The organism is Geodermatophilus sp. SYSU D00698 (assembly GCF_054050335.1).
The window spans coordinates 111,318-127,349 of record NZ_JBJGZD010000008.1; the positions used below are offsets into that span (position 1 = coordinate 111,318).

At 75.5% G+C, this 16,032-nt stretch carries 14 protein-coding genes; 4 read left to right on the forward strand and 10 right to left on the reverse strand.

The window, feature by feature from the left end:
- Positions 1 to 18: 18 nt before the first annotated feature.
- Together ACI8AB_RS09940 and ACI8AB_RS09945 are read right to left on the reverse strand one after the other, a co-directional pair.
- A complete protein-coding gene (locus ACI8AB_RS09940) occupies positions 19 to 1,896 on the reverse strand; it encodes a hydantoinase B/oxoprolinase family protein (RefSeq protein ID WP_456950000.1) in 1,878 nt (625 codons plus the stop codon).
- Complete coding sequence (locus ACI8AB_RS09945; protein ID WP_456950001.1) at positions 1,893 to 3,968, reverse strand: hydantoinase/oxoprolinase family protein; 2,076 nt, start codon at positions 3,966 to 3,968, stop codon at positions 1,893 to 1,895. The genes ACI8AB_RS09940 and ACI8AB_RS09945 overlap by 4 nt, the downstream gene beginning before the upstream one ends.
- A gap of 255 nt (positions 3,969 to 4,223) precedes the next feature.
- Here ACI8AB_RS09945 and ACI8AB_RS09950 point away from each other — a divergent pair, with 255 nt between their 5' ends.
- Positions 4,224 to 5,084, forward strand: a complete 861-nt coding sequence (locus ACI8AB_RS09950) for a GGDEF domain-containing protein (RefSeq protein ID WP_456950002.1) — start codon at positions 4,224 to 4,226, stop codon at positions 5,082 to 5,084.
- A gap of 64 nt (positions 5,085 to 5,148) precedes the next feature.
- Here the strand turns inward: ACI8AB_RS09950 and ACI8AB_RS09955 are convergent, their stop codons facing one another.
- Together ACI8AB_RS09955 and ACI8AB_RS09960 are read right to left on the reverse strand one after the other, a co-directional pair.
- A complete protein-coding gene (locus tag ACI8AB_RS09955; protein WP_456950003.1) occupies positions 5,149 to 5,577 on the reverse strand; it encodes a DUF1707 SHOCT-like domain-containing protein in 429 nt (142 codons plus the stop codon).
- Between the two features lie 56 nt (positions 5,578 to 5,633).
- Complete coding sequence (locus ACI8AB_RS09960) at positions 5,634 to 6,047, reverse strand: MarR family winged helix-turn-helix transcriptional regulator (RefSeq protein ID WP_456950004.1); 414 nt, start codon at positions 6,045 to 6,047, stop codon at positions 5,634 to 5,636.
- A gap of 63 nt (positions 6,048 to 6,110) precedes the next feature.
- Here ACI8AB_RS09960 and ACI8AB_RS09965 point away from each other — a divergent pair, with 63 nt between their 5' ends.
- Positions 6,111 to 7,958, forward strand: coding sequence for an ABC transporter ATP-binding protein (locus ACI8AB_RS09965; RefSeq protein WP_456950005.1), 1,848 nt, complete (start codon positions 6,111 to 6,113; stop codon positions 7,956 to 7,958).
- 1 nt (position 7,959) lies between these two features.
- On the opposite strand, the gene ACI8AB_RS09970 is transcribed toward ACI8AB_RS09965, so the two are convergent.
- The 4 genes from ACI8AB_RS09970 to ACI8AB_RS09985 all read right to left on the reverse strand — a co-directional run bounded on the left by ACI8AB_RS09970 (position 7,960) and on the right by ACI8AB_RS09985 (position 12,285).
- Positions 7,960 to 9,060: a winged helix DNA-binding domain-containing protein gene (locus tag ACI8AB_RS09970; protein ID WP_456950006.1), complete on the reverse strand. Its 1,101-nt coding sequence runs from the start codon at positions 9,058 to 9,060 to the stop codon at positions 7,960 to 7,962.
- A 54-nt stretch (positions 9,061 to 9,114) separates the two neighbouring features.
- Positions 9,115 to 9,945 (reverse strand): SDR family oxidoreductase, encoded by an 831-nt coding sequence (locus ACI8AB_RS09975; protein ID WP_456950007.1) that lies wholly within the window; start codon positions 9,943 to 9,945, stop codon positions 9,115 to 9,117.
- Positions 9,946 to 9,991: 46 nt separating this feature from the next.
- The gene (locus tag ACI8AB_RS09980; protein WP_456950008.1) at positions 9,992 to 10,918 is read right to left on the reverse strand and encodes a diguanylate cyclase domain-containing protein; all 927 of its coding nucleotides are present in this window, start codon (positions 10,916 to 10,918) and stop codon (positions 9,992 to 9,994) included.
- 149 nt (positions 10,919 to 11,067) lie between these two features.
- Positions 11,068 to 12,285, reverse strand: a complete 1,218-nt coding sequence (locus ACI8AB_RS09985; RefSeq protein ID WP_456950009.1) for an EAL domain-containing protein — start codon at positions 12,283 to 12,285, stop codon at positions 11,068 to 11,070.
- A 151-nt stretch (positions 12,286 to 12,436) separates the two neighbouring features.
- Between ACI8AB_RS09985 and ACI8AB_RS09990 the strand changes: the two genes are divergently transcribed.
- A complete protein-coding gene (locus tag ACI8AB_RS09990) occupies positions 12,437 to 13,072 on the forward strand; it encodes a dihydrofolate reductase family protein (protein WP_456950010.1) in 636 nt (211 codons plus the stop codon).
- 71 nt (positions 13,073 to 13,143) lie between these two features.
- Positions 13,144 to 13,893: a thioesterase family protein gene (locus ACI8AB_RS09995; RefSeq protein ID WP_456950011.1), complete on the forward strand. Its 750-nt coding sequence runs from the start codon at positions 13,144 to 13,146 to the stop codon at positions 13,891 to 13,893.
- A gap of 32 nt (positions 13,894 to 13,925) precedes the next feature.
- On the opposite strand, the gene ACI8AB_RS10000 is transcribed toward ACI8AB_RS09995, so the two are convergent.
- The gene (locus ACI8AB_RS10000) at positions 13,926 to 15,080 is read right to left on the reverse strand and encodes an acyl-CoA dehydrogenase family protein (RefSeq protein ID WP_456950012.1); all 1,155 of its coding nucleotides are present in this window, start codon (positions 15,078 to 15,080) and stop codon (positions 13,926 to 13,928) included.
- Positions 15,077 to 15,940: a hypothetical protein gene (locus ACI8AB_RS10005; RefSeq protein WP_456950013.1), complete on the reverse strand. Its 864-nt coding sequence runs from the start codon at positions 15,938 to 15,940 to the stop codon at positions 15,077 to 15,079. The genes ACI8AB_RS10000 and ACI8AB_RS10005 overlap by 4 nt, the downstream gene beginning before the upstream one ends.
- Positions 15,941 to 16,032 lie beyond the last annotated feature (92 nt).

Genomic DNA, 16,032 nt, shown 5'->3' on the forward strand with positions numbered 1-16,032 from the left:
GGGGCAGAGCACGAGCGCTCAGAGGAGGTCGAACTCGTTGGACGTCGCGCCGCCGGAGAGCAGCGCGTAGCCGGGGCCGCGGTCGAAGAACGGCTCGTCCCCGGTGCGGGCCGCGCGTATCTCGTCCCGCAGCACGGCGGTGGCAGCCTCGTCGGCCGACCCGTCCTCGAGCACGATGACGCCGTAGTCCTCGCGGGCGCCGGAGACGCTCACCTTGCGCCAGGCGACGTCGCGGAGGACCTCCTCCACCGGCCGGTCCAGCGGGTCGCCCCAGCCGCCGCCGCCGGTGGTGCGGATCCGCACCACCGTGCCGGCCGGCAGCGGCTCGGCGTCGGCCAGCGCGTCGACGTCGTGCTCGTCGGGGCCGCCGGGGTCGACGGTCACCTGGAACGGCCGTCCCGCGCGACCGCCGTTGACACCCCAGCAGGACAGGATCGAGCGGTCGGCGATCGACATGAAGTGCGCGTCGCGCAGCACCCGGATGTGCTTCTCGTAGCCGCAGCCGCCGCGGTACCGGCCCGGGCCGCCGGAGTCCAGCGCCAGGCCCAGCCGCTCGACCCGCAGCGGGAAGCGGGACTCGGTGAACTCCGTCGGCAGGTTCCGCGAGTCCGGGACGACGTGGATGGTGTCCTCGCCGTCGGCGTAGTACCGCCCGCCCGAGCCGCCGCCGAGCACCTCGCGCATGAGGTAGGGGTTGCCGTCGAGGTCGGTGCCGTAGACGCCGGTGTAGCGGATCGTCTCCTGGTCGGCGGGCATCCGGCCGCCGGTGGCCTTGGCCAGCACGCCGGCCAGCACGCCGAGCAGCCGCAGGATGACGAACGTCCGCGCGTTGGTGGGCGCCGGGAAGACCGGCGTGAGCAGCGTGCCCTTCTCGGGGAAGCGCATCTCGATCAGCGGGACGACGCCCTCGTTGACGTCGAGCTCGGCCATCCGCTCGGGCGTCTCGGCGAGGTTGCGCAGGATCGGCGCCAGCCACTTCTTGAGGAAGTTGCCGTCGGCGTAGTCGCCGCAGTGGTTGATCGGGCCCTTGGCCTGCGGGCCGGTGCCGGTGAAGTCGATGACCAGCGGGGTCTCCCGCGTGGAGTCCATGGTCAGCGTGATCCGCTGGCGGTGGAGCTTGGGCTCCTCGACGCCGTCGTGCTCGGCGTAGTCCTCCCAGACGTAGGTGCCGTCGGGGATCTGCGACAGGATCTCCCGCCGGTACACCTCGGTGGAGTTGGCCAGGATCGCGTCGAAGCAGGCCTCGACGGCGGCCACGCCGTAGCGGTCGAACAGCTCGCCCAGGCGCCGGGCGCCGGCCAGGCACGCGGAGCACTCGGCGTCGAGGTCGGCGGCCAGCGAGTCGGGCATCCGCGAGTTGCGGGTCATGATCTTCAGGGCCGACTCGTTCGGCACGCCGCGGTCCCACAGCTTGATCGGGGGGACCATCAGGCCCTCCTCGTACACGCTGGTGGCCGCGCTCGGCATGGAGCCGGGCACCGCGCCGCCGATGTCGTCGTGGTGGCCGAACGCCTGGATGAAGGCGACCACCCGGGGCTCGCCGGTCTCCGGGGAGGCCGCGAACACCGGGACGGTCACGCACAGGTCGGGCAGGTGGCCGATCCCGCCCTCGGACAGGTAGACGTCGTTGTGGAAGAAGACGTCGCCGACGTTCATGGTCTCGATCGGGTAGTCGCGCACCACCGGGTGCACGAGCGCCGAGTACGAGCGGCCGGTGAGCTTGCGCAGCTGCCGGTCGTGGATGCCGGCGCGGAAGTCGTGGGCGTCGCGGATCATCGGCGAGCGCGAGGTGCGCCCGATGGAGGTCTCGACCTCCTTCTCGATCGCGGCCAGCGTGCCGGCGACGATCTCGACGAGGACCGGGTCGGCCTCGACCGCGCCGTTCTGGAGGCTCATCGGTCCGACTCCTTGGTGAGCAGCAGGTTGCCGTGGGCGTCGACGGTGGCGGCGAAGCCGGGGTGGACCGGGACGGTGGAGCCGAACTCCTCGACGATCGCCGGGCCGCTGACCACGTCGCCGGCGCCCAGCCGGGTGCGGTCGTAGGTCGGGGTGTCCACCCAGTCGTCGAAGAACACGCGGCGCGACCCCGTGACGGCCCGGTCCGTCCCGCCCTCCCGCTCGGGCAGCCGGACGATGTCCGGGCGGCGGATCGGCCCGATGCCGCTGACGCGCAGGTTGACCCACTCGACGGCCTGGCGCGGGTCGTCGGCGAAGTCGTAGCCGTAGAGCCGGCGGTGCGCGGCGTGGAAGGCCTGCGCGACGTCCTCCGCGGCGGCGCGGTCGAGCTCGCCGTCGGCCACCGGGACGCGGACCTCGAACGCCTGGCCCACGTAGCGCAGGTCGGCGGTCCGCTGCATCCGCTGCTGGTCGCGCCCGAAGCCCTCGCCGTCCAGGGCGGTCCGCGCCTGCGCCTCGAGGTCGCCGAAGACCGCCTGCACGCGCGCCAGGTCCAGGTCGAGGTGCTTGGAGACGACGGTCTGCACGTAGTCGTTGCGGACGTCGACGGTGAGCAGGCCGAACGCGCTGACGTTGCCCGGGTTCGGCGGCACCAGCGTGCGGGGCAGGTTGAGGACGTCCATGAGCCGGCAGGCCAGCAGCGAGCCCGAGCCGCCGAACGTGGTGAGCGTGAAGTCGCGGACGTCGAGGCCCCTGGCGACGGTCACCTGGCGCAGCGCGTTGGCCTGGTTCCAGGCGGAGATCTCCAGGATCCCGGTCGCGGTGCGCTCGAGGTCCATGTCGAGCTTCCCGCCGAGCTGCTGGAGGCCCTCGCGCGCGGCCTCGACCGACAGCGGGATCTCGCCGCCGAGCAGGTGCGGGGGGATCCGGCCGAGGACGACGTGGGCGTCGGTCACCGTCGGCTGGTCGCCGCCACCGGGGTAGCACATCGGGCCGGGGTCGGCGCCGGCCGACCTCGGGCCCACCTTGAGCGTGCCCTCGGGCGACAGCCAGGCGATCGAGCCGCCGCCCGCGCCGACCGTGACGACGTCGATCATCGGGATCTTGCTCGGGTAGTCGCCGACCGAGCCCTCGGTGGTCAGCGCCGGCTCGCCGTCGACGACCACCGTGACGTCGGTGGAGGTGCCGCCGCCGTCGCAGGTGAGCACCCGGTCGAAGCCCGCCGTCCCGGCGATGAGCGCGGCACCCAGGGCGCCGGCCGCGGGGCCGGACAGCATCGTGGTGATCGGCTGGTGCACGACCTCGCCGGCCGACAGCACGCCGCCGTTGCTCTTCATGACGTAGAAGGGCACGCCCGGCGCGATCTCGTCGAGCCGGGTGCGGATGTTGGTGACGTAGGCGCCGACCCTCGGCTTCACGGCGGCGTCGACGAGCGTGGTCACCGAGCGCTCGTACTCGCGGTACTCGCGCAGCACCTGCGAGCTGATGCTGACGACGGCGTCCGGGTGCTCCTCGCGGATGACGTCGAGCATGCGGCGCTCGTGGGCGTCGTCCGCGTAGGCGTGCAGGAAGCAGACGCCGATGGTGGTGATGCCGGCGTCGCGGAAGAAGCGGGCGGCGGCGCGGGCGTCGTCCTCGTCGAACGGCCGGACCTCGGCGCCGGTGTGGTCCAGCCGCCCGCGCACGGTGCGCACCAGGTCGGCCGGGACGATCCGCGGCGGCTTGACCCAGAAGTAGCTGTTGCCGTAGCCGTCGGGCACCGACTGGCGGGCGATCTCGAGCACCGACTCGTAGCCCTCGGTGGTGACGAACCCGATCCGGTCGAGCCGGCCCTCGAGCAGCTGGTTGGTGGCGACCGTCGTCCCGTGGCTGACCGCCGTCACCGCGGAGCCGTCCAGGCCCATGAGGCCGAGCACCTTGCGGACGCCGGCCAGGAAGCCCTCGGCGGGGTCGGCCGGGGTGGACGGCGTCTTGGTGGTCGTCGTCCGGCCGGTCTCCTCGTCGACGGCGACGACGTCGGTGAACGTGCCCCCGGTGTCGATCCCGATCCGCACCCGGCGCGCCGCTGCCATGGGTCGATACCTTAGCGCTGAGGGATCTCGGCGGGAAGGGACGCGCGGCGAGTCGGGAGACCGTGTCAGGGGACGGTGAGCGATCCGGGGCGGTCGCGGAACCGGACGGTCCGGGACCGTACTGATCGACGGTTGTCGGCAGGTCGTGCTGTGATCGCCTGTGCGGGGCGCCCGGTCCCGCCGGCGCGGGGAGGGAGGGGCCCGGGGTGCACGGCGGCTGCGGGGACGGCTCCTCCGGGGTCCGGTAGCGACCGGGTGGACGCCCGGCTGGCGCACGAGTTCGTGGAGGGCACCGACGCCCTCGTCTGCGTCGTGGACGGGGAGGGCCGCATCCTGCTGGCCAACCCGGCGCTGCAGCGGTTCACCGGGCGCACCCTCGACGAGCTGGTGGGACGCTCGTTCGTCGACGTGTGGGTGGTGCCGGAGCACCGCGCCCTGGCCGTGGACGCCGTCGGGCGGGCCGTCGCCACCGGCCGGGCGTTCCCGCAGGAGGGCGACTGGCTGACCGCCGACGGCACCCGCCGCCTGATCTCGATGCAGAACAACGTGCTCACCGGCGCCGACGGCCGCCCCTACGCGGTCGCGTGCGTCGGCATCGACGTGACCGACCAGCGGCGGCGGGAGGCGGTGCTGTCGGAGCGGGCGCGCACCGACCGGCTCACCGGGATCCTCAACCGGGGCGCGTTCTTCGAGGAGCTGACCGCCCGCCTGGAGCCGGCGGCCGACCGCGACTGCGGGGTCCTGTTCTGCGACCTCGACGGGTTCAAGGTGGTCAACGACGTGCACGGGCACGCCGTGGGCGACGCGGTGCTGGTCGAGGTCGCCGCCCGGCTGTGTGCGGAGGCCGGACCCGACGGGGTCGTCGCCCGGTTCGGCGGGGACGAGTTCGTGGTCCTGCGACCCGGCTGCGACGAGACCGCGCTCGACGACCTCGCCGCCGCGGTGCGCGAGCGGGTCGGCGCGCCGGTGCCCACCGCGGCCGGCCCGGTGGTGGTCGGCGTCAGCGTCGGCGGGGCGCTGGGCCGGCCCGGCGCCGCGCCGGACGAGGTCATCGCCCGGGCCGACCGCGCGATGTACGGCGCCAAGACCCGCCAGCGCCGCCGCTCGGAGCGGTGAGGGACACCGTCCCTCCCGCCACTCGCAGGCACGCGGCGAGCCGCCGGGCGGAGCCCGACGAGCCCTATCCCCTGGGCCGGCCGATCCCGGTGGCGTAGAGGACGGCGAGGACCGCGCCGGACGGGGCGAACCAGATGAACCACGGGTAGGCGGGGTCGCCGTTGCCGAGGGAGACCAGCAGCCAGACGACGACGTTCACCGCCACCGCGGCCGCCCACACGGTGGTGAGCACCCGCATCGCCGTCCCGCCGCCGGTGTCGGAGAACACCCGGTGCCGCGGCGCCGGGGGCGGCGGGGGCGGCGGCTCGGGCAGGTCGCGGGTGGTCCGCTCCAGCTCGCCGCGGGTGCGGGCGGCCCAGACCGCCGCCACCCGCTCGTCGAACTCGTGCAGGTCGAGCTGGCCGGTGCCGACCGCCCGGTGCAGCCGGTCCTGCACCGCCCTCCGCTCGACGTCGGAGACCCGCAGTTCCTCGGCCCGCACCGGCTCACCCATGCGCCTGATCGTGGCACCGCCGGACGCCCCGCGGGGTCCGTCGAGCGGTGGACCGTTCACTCCGCGACGGCGCGCAGCAGGCGGGCCAGCTCCGCGCGCTCGGCGGCGGACAGCCGGGCGAACAGCTCACGGGTGTCCGCGCGGCGGGCGGCGTCCACCTCGCCCTGCACCCGGCGCCCGTCGGCGGTCGCCCGCAGCAGCACGGCGCGGCGGTCGGTCGGGTCCGGTGTGCGCTCCAGCAGGCCCCGCTCCTGCAGGGCGTCGGCCACCTCGGTCGCCGAGCGGGGCGCGATGTGCAGCGCCTCGGCCAGGTCGGACAGCCGCACGCCCTCCTGGAGGACCACCACGCGCAGGGCCCGCGCCTGGTGGGGGGACAGCGCCCACGGGGCCAGGACGTCCCGCCAGCGCCGGCGCTGCGTGCGGGCGGCGCGCATCACCAGCTCGCCGAGCTCGGCGCCCTCGTCGTCCACGGGGGAATGCTACCGATGACAGTGTGGTTACCGGAACGTGAGGTAGCCTCAGCAACCACGGAGGTGGTCACCATCGAGGAGACGGGGAGTGGACGCGGGAGGGGCGGGTCCGGGCGGACCGTCGACCCCGCGGACCGGGCGCAGCTGGAGCGCGCGCCGGTCTCGCTGCGCCGGGTCGCGGCGCTGTTCCGCCCGTACCGCTGGCAGGTCGGGACCGTGGTGGCGCTCATCGTCGCCTCCTCGGTCGTCGCGCTGGCGACGCCGTTCCTCGTCCGGCTGGTCATCGACGAGGCCCTGCCCCGGCAGGACGTGCGGCTGCTGGTCTGGGCGGTCGCCGGCATGGTGGCCGTCACCGGGGTGACCGCCGTCCTCGGCGTCGTGCAGACGTGGCTGTCCACGACGGTCGGGCAGCGGGTCATGCACGGCCTGCGCACCGCCGTCTTCAGCCACCTGCAGCGCCAGTCGCTGGGCTTCTTCACCCGCACCCGCGGGGGAGAGGTGCAGTCGCGGCTGACGAACGACATCGGCGGCATGCAGTCGGTGGTCACCTCGACGGCGACGTCGCTGGCGGCCAACGCCACCACCGTCGTCGGCACGGTGGCCGCCATGGTGGCGCTGTCCTGGCGGCTGTCCCTGCTCTCCCTGGTCGTGCTGCCGCCGGCGATCGCGCTGACCCGCAAGGTGGCGCGGATGCGCCGCGCGGTCACCGCCCAGCGGCAGCGGCACCTCGCCGACCTCCACGGCCAGGTCGAGGAGGGGCTGTCCGTGAGCGGCGTGCTGCTGGGCAAGACCCTCGGCGCCGGCCCCGCCGCCTCGCGCCGGTTCGCCGCGACGTCGGCGGACCTGGTCGGCCTCGAGGTGCGCTCGCAGCTGGCCGGCCGCTGGCGGATGGCCTCGATGAGCGTCGTGTTCGCCGGGATCCCCGCGCTGATCTACCTGTTCGCCGGGCTGCCGGCGACCTCGGGCGGCATGACCATCGGCACGCTGGTCGCCTTCACCGCGCTGCAGGGGACGCTGTTCCGCCCGCTCATGGGCCTGCTCGACGTCGGCGTCTCGGTCACCAGCTCGATGGCGCTGTTCAGCCGGGTGTTCGAGTACCTGGACCTGCCGGTGGAGATCGACGACCCGGCGTCCCCGGTCGAGCTGGACCCGGCGGCGGTGCGCGGCGAGGTCCGCTGGGAGGGCGTGGACTTCACCCACCCCGACGGCGCCCGCCCGGCGCTGGCCGGCGTCGACGTCGCCGTCCCCGCGGGCACGACGCTGGCGCTGGTGGGCGAGACCGGCTCGGGGAAGTCGACGATGGCCTCGCTGGTCGCCCGGCTGGCCGACCCGACCGCCGGCCGCGTGACGATCGACGGCGTCGACCTGCGCGACCTGCGGCTGGCCACGCTCGCGCAGGTGGTCGGCGTCGTCTCGCAGGAGACGTACCTGCTGCACGCCACGGTGCGGGAGAACCTGCGGCACGCCCGGCCCACCGCGACCGACGCGGAGATCGAGGCCGCCGCCCGCCGCGCCCAGGTGCACGACGTGATCGCCGCGCTGCCCGACGGCTACGACACCGTCGTCGGCGCCCGCGGGCACCGGTTCTCCGGCGGGGAGAAGCAGCGGCTGGCCATCGCCCGCACGCTGCTGCGCGACCCGCGGGTCCTGGTGCTCGACGAGGCCACCAGCGCCCTGGACACCGCCACCGAGCGGGCGGTGCAGGCGGCGCTGGACGAGGCGCGCCGTGGCCGGACGACGATCACCATCGCGCACCGGCTGTCCACGGTGCGGCACGCCGACCGGATCGTCGTCCTCGAGGCCGGCCGGGTGGTGGAGTCCGGCACGCACGCGGAGCTCGTGGCCCGTGGTGGCCGCTACGCGGGGCTGGTCGCCGCCGGCGACGCCGCCGACGACCTGCTCGCCGCCTGACTCAGGCGGTCTCCACCGCCTTCAGCGGGACGCCGCGGAAGGCGGCCAGCCGCTCCGCCTGCTCCTCGATCCCGGCCCGGGCGGCGGGGGAGAGGCGGGTCCACGGCTCGACGGCGACGGTCAGCGTCCTCCCGGCCGTCCGCGGCCGCCAGACGCCGGCGATCCCGCCGTCCGCGAGCACCGCGCCGGGCCGGCCGAGCACCGGCCACATCGCCTTCCGCTGGCCGGTGTCGGGGACCAGCGTCCCGCGGTCGCGGGCCTGCAGGAACAGGTCGAAGGGGCCGAGCAGGCGCACGCCCCGGGGCGCCGGCGCGCCCAGCCGGCCGGCGTCGCCGGCCAGCAGCCAGCGGCGCCGCCCGTCCACCTCCACCTCGACGACGTCGTCCGGCCAGTGCGCCTTCACGTCCTCGACCGGCGCGTCGAGGTACCCGGCCACGTGCTGCGGCGTCGCCGGCCCGAGCAGGTGCAGGTACGCGCGGACGACGTCGAGCCGGTCGGGGACGGTGTCCTCCGGCGCGAGGCCGGGCACCGGCTGCAGCGCCGGCGGGGAGGTGCGCGGCTGCAGCTCCAGCCCGGCCCGCAGCGCGGCCAGGCGGAACGGCTGCTCGTAGAGGTGCACCGCGTCGCAGGGGCGGCAGTACCGGTTGTGGGGGCCGGGGTCGCCGTCGCGGGCCAGGGCGTCGGACACCGCCCGCGACACCTCGCCCGTGACCGTCGGCGCGGTCACGATCTCGCGCATCCGCCCGGCGATGGTGTCCAGGGCGGTGAGCACGGGGATGCCGGCCGCCTTGAGCGGCTTCGCGGCGTCGTGGACCCGCTTGGCCGCGTCGGCCTCGGAGAACGCCGCGGTGGCCGCGGTGACGGCGGGCAGGTCGGCGCGGCGGTACAGGTGCGGGGCGCCGCGCAGCGTCCACGCGGTGGCCAGCTCCGCGTCGTCCGGCACGACGCCGCGGATGGCCAGCGCCCACAGGCCGCCGTCGGGCCCGGTGTCCTGGACGCCGAGGTCGAGGACGGCGGTGTCGGCGGCCGTCCCGGCGTCGCGGTCGAGCTGCTGGGTGGTGACGCGGTACGCGAGGACGTCGTCGGCGGTCGCGGTCGGCACGCCGCGGACCCTAGGCCCGGCCGGGGACGGACGGTCCGTCCCCGGCCGGGGAGGTCAGTCGCGCCGGCCGTGCGCGGCGACCGACAGCGGCTCCCAGCGCCGCCACTCGGCGAGCCGGGACTCGTAGTCGCGGGTGGCGATGGCCAGCGGGCCGTCGCCGAGGAACACCCGCAGCGGCGGCTCGTCGGCGTCGACGAGCTGCAGGACGGCGTCGCGGGTGGCCACCGGGTCGCCGGGGTTCCCGGCGCGGGCCCTCCGCTGCTCGGCGGCCTTCTCGCGGAAGGCGTCGTAGGCGGGGTGGGGCTCGGCGTGCCTCGCCGACGAGCCGCCCCAGTCGGTGCCGTAGGCGCCCGGCTCGATGATCGTCACCCTGATCCCGAAGTCGGCGACCTCGGCGGCCAGCGACTGGCTGAACGCCTCGAGCGCCCACTTGGAGGCGTTGTAGACGCCGATGTTCGGGAAGGCGCTGATGCCGCCGATCGAGGAGACCTGCAGGACGTGCCCGGAGCCCTGTGCCCGCATGACCGGCAGCGCGGCCTGGGTGATCCACAGCGCGCCGAACAGGTTGGTCTCGAACTGGGCGCGGGCCTCGGCCTCGGAGACCTCCTCGATCATCCCGAACTGGCCGTAGCCGGCGTTGTTCACGACGACGTCGAGGCGGCCGAACCGCTCGGCGGCCTGCCGGACGGCGGCGACGCCGGCCTCGCGGTCGGTGACGTCGAGCCGCAGCGGCAGGACGGCGTCGCCGAAGCGCTCGACGAGGTCGTCGAGGGCGGCGGTGTCCCGCGCGGTGGCCGCGACGGAGTCGCCGCGCTCGAGGGCGGCGATCGCCCACTCGCGGCCGAAGCCGCGGGACGCGCCGGTGATGAACCAGGTCGTGGGCATGCCGGCGACAGCGCCGCCGCGGGACGGGGTGTTCCCGGGCGGGAGGTCAGCGCCGGCCGCGGCGGACGCTCTTCACGCCGTACATGGCCATGTCGGCGCGGTTCATGACGGTGTCGGGGTCGTCGCCGGGGCCGCCGGTCGCCGTCCCGGTGCTCACGCCCACCCGGACCTCGCCGTCGGCGACGTCGAACGGCTCCCGCACAGCCGCCTCGATCCGGTGGGCCCGGGCGGTGGCCGCGCCGGGGTCGATGCCCCGGGAGACGACGACGAACTCGTCGCCGCCGAGGCGCGCGACGACGTCGTCCGGGCCGGCGAGCGCGCGCAGCCGCCCGGCGACGGCGACCAGCAGCCGGTCACCGGCCGCGTGCCCGAAGCGGTCGTTGACCGCCTTGAAGCCGTCGAGGTCGCAGAAGACCAGGCTGCACCCGTCGCCGGTCTCGACGTGCAGGCGGGCGGCGAGGACGGCGAACAGCGCACTGCGGTTGGCCAGGCCGGTCAGCGGGTCGGTGACCGCCTGCTGCCGCACCTGCGCCTCCCGCTCGCGGTGCGCGGTGACGTCGATGCCGATGAAGGCGACGGCGTAGGGGGTGCCGTCGGCGCGGGTCAGCACGCTGGTCTGCAGCTCGACGCGGCGCTGCCGGCCGTCGCCGGTGCGCCAGTCGACCTCGCCGGGGATCGCCGGCCGGCCGGACAGGACCATCGCCACCGCCGCGCGGGCCAGCTCGACCTCCTCCGGGAGGGTCACCACCTCCCAGAACGGGACGCCGACCAGCTCGGCGGCGCTGCGGCCGGTGAAGCGCTCGAAGGCGGGGTTGGCCAGCAGGACCCGCCCGTCGCCGTCGCACACGAGCACGAGGGCCGCCGTCGCCTGCACGGCCGCGCGGGCCAGGCCGTCGAGGGCGGTGGGGGTGACGGAGACCGTCGCCGTCCGCGGGGTGCCGCCGGACGGGGACGGCCGTCGGGATGCGTGCACGGTCGGTCTCCTCGGGAGGGGTCTGTCCCCTTCATCGGCTCGGGGGACCGGTTGCTCGCGCGCGCATCCCCCGTCGGGGGTGCCCGCGCCCTTGGTGGTGGTGTGCTCGACGGCCGCACCTGCTGCGCCGGCCGCCCGGCGCCTGAGGGTCAGGCGGGCTGGTGCTCCGCGGCCCGGGGCGCGGGGACGGCGGGGCGCAGCGGGGACAGCGCCTCCGGCGGGCCGGGGCGGCCGTAGTACCAGCCCTGGCCGAGGTCGACGCCCAGGTCGCGCAGCCGGACGGCCTCCTGCGCCGTCTCGATGCCCTCGGCGACCACCGTCACGCCGCAGCCGTGGCCGAAGGTCACCAGCGACTCGACCAGCTTGGACAGCACCGGGTCGGTGTCCAGGCCGCTGACGATGCTGCGGTCCATCTTGATGACGTCGGGGTCGGTCACCACGATGTGCCGGAGCGAGGAGAAGCCGGCGCCGACGTCGTCGATGGCCAGCCGCATGCCGGCCGCGCGGAAGGGCACCAGCGCGGTGGTGAGCGCGTCGTAGTCCTCGACCGGGTCGTGCTCGGAGAGCTCGAGCAGGACGCGGTCGTGGGGCAGGTCGCCGAGCAGCGTGGCGAAACCCGGGGTGAGCAGGGTCTGCGGGGACACGTTCATCGCCACGTAGCCGCCGACCCGGTCCAGGTGGGCGGCCGCGCCGCGGAGGGCGAGCAGCTCCACCTCGGAGCCGCGGCCGACGCTGTGCGCCTCCTGGAAGACGACGTCGGGCCCCTTGCCCCACTCGCGGGGGAAGCGGCTGAGCGCCTCGGCGCCGACGCGGGCGCCGGTGACCAGGTCGACGATCGGCTGCAGGACGACGTCCGGGCCGCCCGCGGCGACCAGCGGGTCGAGCCGGCCGTCGATGTCGTCGCGGCGCTGCCGCTCGCGGACCTCGGGCTCGATGATCACCGACGCCGCCGACGCGAGGACCTGCATCAGCGCCTCGTCGCGGCGGGTGAGCTCCTTGTCCGAGGTGAAGCCGAAGGCGCAGAAGGTGCCGTAGAGGCTGCCGTCGGAGAGCGTGACCGGCGTCGAGACGTAGCTGCGGATGCGGGGGATGCGCGCCGCGGGCAGCGACATCGCCAGCGGGTAGCGCGTCACGTCGTCGATGACGGCGGGCAGCTCCCCGTCGAGGATCGCCTGGCAGAACGAGGTGTCCTGGGCGATCTGCGCCTTCTCCCGCACGAGCACCGGCACCCGGGTGTCGACCACCTCCAGGTGCTGGGTGGTCCCGTCCAGGCGGCTGAGGAACGCCACGCTCATGTGCAGCGACGTGCGCGCCGTCCGCAGCAGGTCGGCGATCTGCTGCTCGGCGTCGGTGCGCTGACGGGTCATCGGGTGCTCCTCGTCCGGTGGGGGTGACGTCCTCCCATCGGCGCCGGTCGTGCACAACTGGAGCGGGCCCGACGGGACTCACCCGGACCGATGAGTCCCGGCGCCGCCCGCCGTCTGCACCTCCGACCGCACCACCCCGGAGGAGAGACCGATGCGCCCGCTCACCGTGACCACGTTCCTGACCCTCGACGGCGTCGCCCAGGCCCCCGGCGGGCCGCAGGAGGACCCGTCCGGCGGCTTCCCCTACGGCGGCTGGCTGGTGCCCTTCGCCGACGAGGCGATGGGGGAGCAGATGGACGCCTGGTTCCGTCCGGCCGAGGACTTCCTCCTGGGCCGGACGACGTACGAGATCTTCGCCGCGCACTGGCCGCACGTGGACGCGACCGGTGACCCGGTGGCCCAGGCGCTGCAGACGAAGACCAAGCACGTCGCGTCCCGGACGCTGACCTCGCTGGAGTGGTCCACCGCCCGGCTGCTCGGCACCGACGTGCCGGCCGCCGTCCGGGAGCTCAAGGTCGCCGACGGCGGTGAGCTCCAGGTGCACGGCTCGATCGGGCTCGTGCAGACGCTGCTGGCCGAGGACCTGGTCGACGAGCTGCGCACCATCGTCTTCCCGGTGGTCCTCGGCACGGGCAAGCGGCTGTTCGAGGGCGGCGCCGCGCCGCGCACGTGGGAGCTGGTCTCCTCGACGACCACCTCGACCGGCGCGGTGATGACCGCCCACCGGCGCACCGGCGAGGTGGCCACCGGCTCCTTCGCGCTGGAGGACGCCGACACGACGGTTTGACATCCGTACTCACGGGTGTACGGTCCTCCCGTCTCGGTTGGAGAGTCCAACCGGGACGGGAGGAGGGACCCGTGACCGTCGCCGCTCTCGAGGCGCCGCCGCTCGTCTTCGACCCGTCCTGGCGGTCGTTCGCCCACGTGCAGGGCGGCCTGGTGGCCGGGCACCTGATGGCCGCCGCCGCGGACCGCACCGGCGCCGCGCCGCGGGCGGTCACCGCCCACCTGCTCGCCGGGGTGGAGCCGGGGGTGGAGACGGCGGTCGACGCCGTCCCCGACCGCACCGGCACCACCGGCAGCGTGCGGGCCACGATGAGCCAGCGGGGCCGGGTGCTCGCCGTCGCCCAGGTGCTCACGCTGGCCCGCCCCGCTTCCCCGGTCTCCGAGAGCGCCCCGCCGGCGCCCGGGCCGACCGTGCGCGAGGGCGTCCCGTTCCGGCTGCCGCGGGAGTTCGTGCCGATCGCCGACCACACCGAGATCCGCGCGCTCGGCACCTCCCGACCGCTGGCCGGCGGGCCCGAGCCGCGGCTGTCCGCGTGGGTGCGCATCGACGGCGACCTCGAGCCGCTGGTGCAGCTCGGCGTGCTGCTCGACGCGCTGCCGCCGTCGCTGTTCGCCGTCCGCACCACGCCGGCGGTGATGCCGACCGTCGAGCTGACCGCGCACCTGGCCGGCCCGCCGCCGGGGACCGGCGCGTGGGTGCGGATCGACCAGGTCACCACCTGGGCCGACGCCGACGTCGCGGTCGACGACGCCGAGCTGCGCGCCGTCGACGGCTCCCTGGTCGCCCGGGCCCGCCAGACCCGCCGCCTGCTCTCGCCCTGAGCGGCGCGGCTCGCGTCCCGGCGGGAGCGCCGTCAGTCCAGGCCGCCGCGGGCCACGAGCTGGCGGGCGATGACGTCGCGCTGGATCTCGTTGGTGCCCTCGCCGACGATCATGAGCGGGGCGTCGCGGAAGTAGCGCTCGACGTCGAACTCGGTGGAGTAGCCGTGCCCGCCGTGCACCCGGATGGCGTCCAGCGCCACCTTCATCGCCGTCTCGGAGGCGAACAGCTTGGCCATGCCGGCCTCCATGTCCGACCGCTGTCCCGACTCGTGGCGCTCGGCCGCGTACAGGACCAGCTGGCGGGCGGCGGTGAGCGAGGTGGCCATGTCGGCGAGCAGGTTGCCCACCGCCTGGTGCCGCCAGATCGGGCGCCCGAAGGTCTCCCGCTCCTGGGCGTAGCGCAGCGCGTCGTCGAAGGCCGCCTGCCCGACGCCGAGCGCCCGCGCCGCCACCTGGATCCGGCCGGTCTCCAGCCCGGTCATCATCTGCGCGAACCCGCGGCCCTCCACCCCGCCGAGGACGGCGTCGGCCGGTGCCCGGTACCCGTCGAAGACCAGCTCGCAGCTCTCCACGCCCTTGTAGCCGAGCTTGGGGAGGTCCCGCGACACGGTCAGGCCGGGCCCGTGCTCGACCAGCAGCACCGACACCCCGCGGTGCCGCGGCTGCGCCTGCGGGTCGGTCTTGCACAGCAGCGCCACCAGCTGCGACCGGCGCGCGTTGGTGATCCACGTCTTCGCGCCGTCGACGACCCAGCCCTCGCCGTCCCGCCGCGCGACGGTGCGCATCGCCTGCAGGTCCGACCCGCCGCCGGGCTCGGTGAGCGCCATCGTCGCGCGCACCTCGCCGGTGGCCATCCGCGGCAGCCAGCGGTCCTGCTGCTCCCGCGTCCCGAACGCCCGCAGCAGCCCGGCGACGACGGTGTGCCCGCCCATCGCCCCGGCCAGCGACATCCACCCCCGCGCGAGCTCCGCGGTGACCAGCGCGTAGCAGGGCATCGACACCGGCGCCCCGCCCCACGGCTCCGGGATCGCCAGGCCGAAGACGCCGAGCTCCTTCATCCGCCCGATCAGGGCCTCCGGGTACTCGTCCGCGTGCTCCAGCTCGCGCGCCACCGGCCGGACCTCGCGGTCGACGAAGGCGCGCACGGTGGCGACGACGTCCCGCTCCTCCGGGCTCAGCGCGGTCACCGGCGGGCCTCCGCGAGCACCGCGGTCCCGGTGACCGACGCCGGCTGCCCCACCGCCGCCGCGGTGAGCGCGAACCGGTCGCCGTCGAGCCGGCCGGTCGCCCGCACCGGCGTGCCCGCGTACGCCGGCCGGGTCAGCCGGTGGCCGAACGACGTGACGGACCGGTCCGGGGTGTGCCGGCGCGGCACCTCGAGCAGCAGCAGGGCGAGCAGCGGCCCGTGCACCACGAGGCCGGGGTGGCCCTCGACGCCGGTGGCGTAGGGCTGGTCGTAGTGGATGCGGTGCGCGTTGTAGGTCAGCGCGCTGAACCGGAACAGCAGCGGCGGGTCGGGCAGCACCTCGACCACGTGGTCGCCGTCGACGGCGGGCGACCCGGCGCCCGCCGGGGCCGGGGACGCGCCGGCCTCCTGGGAGCGGTAGACGACGTCCTGCTCCTCGGTGACCAGCAGCGCGCCGTCCGCCCGGTACTCGCTGCGCACGGTGACCAGCAGCACCTCCCCGCTCCGGCCGACCTTGACCTCGCACCGGGCCAGGGACGACGTCCGCTCGACGACGGCGCCCACCCGCAGCGGCGCGGCGACCTCCATCCGCCCGCCGGCGATCATCCGGCGCCGGTGCGGCAGCGGCGGGAGGAAGTGCCCGTCGCGGGGGTGGCCGTCGTCGCCGAGGTCGGCGGTGGCCGGCCGGTCGAGGAAGGTGAACCAGTGCCAGCCCGGCGGCAGCGGGTCGCCGTCGGCGAGGGGCGGCGCGGGCCGGTCGAGGACGGCGGCGAACGCGGCCGCGGGTCCGGGCAGGACCGGCGCGGCGTCGGTCAGCGGGCCCGGGGACCAGCCCGCGACGGCGTCGGACAGGAGGGACACGGCGTCATCGTGCCGGGTCACCGGCCGAGGGCACAGCGCCGCCTGTGACGCCGCCCGCATCCCGGAATGGCGCGGTCCCGCGAGGTGTCGGA